Annotated in this window: 2 protein-coding genes; one reads left to right on the top strand and one right to left on the bottom strand. The window is 67.6% G+C overall.

Translation table 11 applies throughout. From position 1 onward, the window contains the following. Window positions 1-195: 195 nt before the first annotated feature. On the bottom strand, window positions 196-1,020 hold the full coding sequence (locus tag QH195_RS34660) for a phosphoribosylaminoimidazolesuccinocarboxamide synthase (protein WP_280422737.1): 825 nt from the start codon (window positions 1,018-1,020) through the stop codon (window positions 196-198). Between the two features lie 127 nt (window positions 1,021-1,147). Between QH195_RS34660 and pepN the strand changes: the two genes are divergently transcribed. Then, window positions 1,148-3,793, top strand: a complete 2,646-nt coding sequence (pepN, locus tag QH195_RS34655; RefSeq protein ID WP_280438494.1) for an aminopeptidase N — start codon at window positions 1,148-1,150, stop codon at window positions 3,791-3,793. The last annotated feature ends 190 nt before the right edge of the window (window positions 3,794-3,983 follow it).

Here is a 3,983-nt window from a genome sequence, read left to right as displayed (position 1 = left end):
GGGGGGTTTTTTTGGTGACGGGGTGGCTGGGGGGCCCGCGTAAAATGCACCTGACCCCCGCGGCCCCGCCGGGCCCCCCCGACCGGATCGCGGACACGTCCATCGCCCTCTGATCACGTCGGCCCCGCGCCGAACGAGTCGTGCTCATCCGGCTGTCGCTGCGCCCGATTCGGTGGCCGACCGGCCACGGGCATATCACCAGGTACGGCCGGTGATCAACTCATAGGCCTGGACGTACTTTTCCCGGGTGGCGGCGACGATATCGGCCGGGATCTCCGGGCCGGGCGGTTCCTTGTCCCAGCCGGTGGAGGTGGCCCAATCGCGGACGAACTGCTTGTCGAACGAAGGCTGCGACCGGCCGGGCTCCCATTCCCCGGCCGGCCAGAACCGGGAGGAATCGGAAGTCAGCAGTTCGTCGCCGAGGGTGAGCACATCACCGTCCCAGCCGAATTCGACCTTGGTGTCGGCAATGATCACACCGCGTTCGGCGGCGTGCGCCGCGCCCCGGGAGTACAGGTCGAGGGTGCGATCGCGCAACTGCTCGGCGATTTCGCGGCCTTCCTGGTCGACCACCTGGTCGAAGGTCATCGGCTCGTCGTGGCCGGTGTCGGATACCTTCGTGGTCGGCGTGAAGATCGGCTCGGGCAGCCGGTCACCTTCGCGCAGCCCCGCCGGGAGTGTCACCCCGCACACCGAACCGCTGCGCTGGTATTCCTTCCACCCCGACCCGACCAGGTACCCGCGCGCCACGCATTCCACCAGCACCATCTTCAACGGCTTCACCCGTACCGCCCGGCCGGCGAATTCCGCGGGCACATCGGTGGTGGACAGTAGATGATTGGGGATATCGGCGAAGAAATCGAACCACCAGTTCGACAGCTGCGTCAGCAGCGCACCCTTGTCCGGGATCGGTGTGGGCAGCGAAACGTCGTACACCGAGACCCGGTCCGAGGCAACCAGCAGCAGCGTGTCACCGTCGGTGTACAGGTCGCGCACCTTTCCGGCGTGCACATGCTTCACGTTGCGGCTCCGATCCTCTGGTCCTCGACTGGAGTGGAGTCGATCGACTTCACTGCAAGCAAACCTTACCGACGTGGCATTGTGGACAGCGCTCGTGCCCGCACCTCTGTGTAATCGAAGGAGCCCGATGTCCGCACCGAACCTCACCCGCGAACAGGCGATCGAACGCGCCGGCGTCGTCTCGGTCGAGAACTATCGAATCGACCTGGATCTGACCGGCGGGATGAGCGAGTCAGGCCCGGAGGCGGTAGCGGAGCGTAACCACGGAGGGCCCTCGCTCCTCCCCGATGGACACAGCGCGGGGAAGCCGGGCGAACAGACGTTCTTCTCGCGCAGTACGGTCACCTTCACCGCGAAACCGGGTTCACGGACCTTCATCGATATCGTCGCCCGCCGTATCCGGTCGGCGGTGCTCAACGGCAAACCGCTCGATATCGCCGACTACGACGAGTCCACCGGTATCACCCTGCCCGACCTGGCCGAACGCAACGAACTCGTGGTCGAGGCCGACTGCGAGTACTCGCACACCGGTGAGGGACTGCACCGGTTCGTCGACCCCGCCGACGACGCGGTCTACCTGTACTCCCAGTTCGAGACCGCCGACGCCAAGCGGATGTTCGCCTGCTTCGACCAGCCCGATCTCAAGGCCACCTTCGATATCGAGGTCACCGCGCCGAGCGACTGGAAAGTCATCTCCAACGGTGCCGGCAGCTCCGACGGTGGCCGGCACCGGTTCGCCACGACGCCGCTCATGAGCACCTACCTGGTCGCGCTCATCGCCGGTCCCTACGCCGAATGGACCGATACCTACACCGACGACCACGGCAGCATCCCGCTCGGTATCTACTGCCGCGCCTCGCTCGCCGAATTCATGGACGCCGACCGGCTGTTCGCCGAGACCAAACAGGGCTTCGGCTTCTATCACAAGAACTTCGGCATCCCGTACGCCTTCGGAAAATACGACCAGCTGTTCGTTCCGGAGTTCAATGCCGGCGCGATGGAGAACGCCGGTGCGGTCACGTTCCTCGAGGATTACGTCTTCCGGTCCAAGGTCACCCGGGCCTCCTATGAGCGGCGCGCCGAGACCGTACTGCACGAGATGGCGCATATGTGGTTCGGCGATCTGGTCACCATGAAGTGGTGGGACGATCTGTGGCTGAACGAATCGTTCGCGACCTTCGCCTCCGTGCTGTGCCAGGCCGAGGCCACCGAGTACACCAGCGCCTGGACCACCTTCGCCAATGTCGAGAAATCGTGGGCTTACCGGCAGGATCAGCTGCCCTCGACCCACCCGATCGCCGCCGATATCCCGGATCTGGCCGCGGTCGAGGTCAACTTCGACGGCATCACCTACGCCAAGGGCGCCAGCGTGCTCAAACAGCTGGTGGCCTATGTAGGGCTGGAACCGTTCCTGGCCGGCCTGCGCTCCTATTTCGCCGACCACGCCTACGGCAACGCCACCTTCGACGATCTGCTGGCTGCCCTCGAGAAGTCCTCCGGCCGCGATCTGTCCGATTGGGGCGCCCAGTGGCTCAAGACCACCGGGCTCAACATCCTGCGGCCCGATTTCGAGGTCGACGCCGACGGCAAGTTCACCTCGTTCGCCTTGATCCAGGAGGGCGCCGCGCCCGGAGCCGGTGAGCAGCGAGTGCATCGGCTGGCCATCGGTATCTACGACGATCAAGAGGGCAAACTGGTCCGCACGAAGCGGGTCGAACTCGATCTCGCCGCCACCGAGCGCACCGATATCCCCGAACTCGTCGGCGTACCGCGTGGCAAGTTCGTGCTGATCAACGACGACGACCTCACCTACTGCTCGGTTCGCCTGGACCCCGATTCCCTCGACGTCCTGATCAACCACATCGCCGATATCGCCGAACCGCTGCCCCGTACCCTGGCCTGGTCGGCGGCCTGGGAGATGACCCGGCAGGCCGAGTTCCGGGCTCGCGATTTCGTAGCCCTGGTGCAGCGCGGGATCGGTGCGGAATCCGAGATCGGCGTGGTGCAGCGACTGCTCATGCAGGCCAATACCGCGCTGCGCAGTTACGCCGATCCGGAATGGGCCGACACCACCGGCTGGCAGGATTACGCGAATCGCCTGCTGGAACTGGCCCGGGAAGCCGCCGCCGGATCGGACCATCAGCTGGCGTTCGTCAACGCGCTGACCGGTGCAAAGCTGTCTGCCTGGCATACCGAGGTCCTGCGCGAACTGCTCGACGGCGACCCGGCCGGGGTGGGTTTGCCCGGACTCACGGTCGATACCGACCTGCGCTGGCGGCTGCTCACCGCGCTGGCCGCGGCCGGAGAGATCGACACCGACAGTGCGGAAACCACCCCGGCCATCGACGCGGAGTTGCGCAACGACGAAACCGCCGCCGGCCGCCGGCAGGCCGCCACCGCGGCCACGGCCCGCCCGATCGCCGAGGTGAAGACGTCGGCCTGGGCCACGGTGATGGAAGACGATTCGGTACCCAATATCACCGCGCGCTCCATCGTCAACGGGTTCGCCCCGGCCGGGCAGGACACCCTGCTACAGCCGTTTGTGGAGAGGTATTTCGCAGAGATTCCCGCGGTGTGGGAGCGCCGGTCCAGCGAAGTCGCACAGACCGTGGTGATCGGGCTGTACCCGTCCTGGGCGATCAGCGAGGAAGCGGTGGCCCGCGCCGACGAATTCCTCGCCGCCGATCATCCGCCCGCCCTGCGGCGGCTGGTGAGCGAGGGCAAGGCGGGAATCGAGCGCTCGCTGCGCGCCCGCGCCTTCGATATTTCCTGACCGGAACGGCAGACGGGGGGGGGGCGCCCCCCGGGGGGGGGGCCGGGGGGGGGGGGGGGGGGGGGGCGGCGGGGGGGGGGGGGGGGGGCGCGCGGCCGGGGCGGGGGGGGGCGGCGGGGGGCGGGGCGGCGGGCGGGGGGGCGGGGGGGGGGCGGGGGGCGGCGGCCCGGGCCGGGCGCGGGGCCGGGGG

Origin of the sequence: Nocardia carnea, from assembly GCF_029868855.1 — a bacterium.
In the GTDB taxonomy this organism is placed as follows: Bacteria; Actinomycetota; Actinomycetes; order Mycobacteriales; family Mycobacteriaceae; genus Nocardia; species Nocardia carnea_A.
This window is presented reverse-complemented; position numbering and strand designations above follow the sequence as displayed.

Excerpts from the sequence above, each read along its gene's own strand:
- pepN (WP_280438494.1), top strand. The coding sequence starts at position 1,148 with ATGTCCGCACCGAACCTCACCCGCGAACAGGCGATCGAACGCGCCGGC.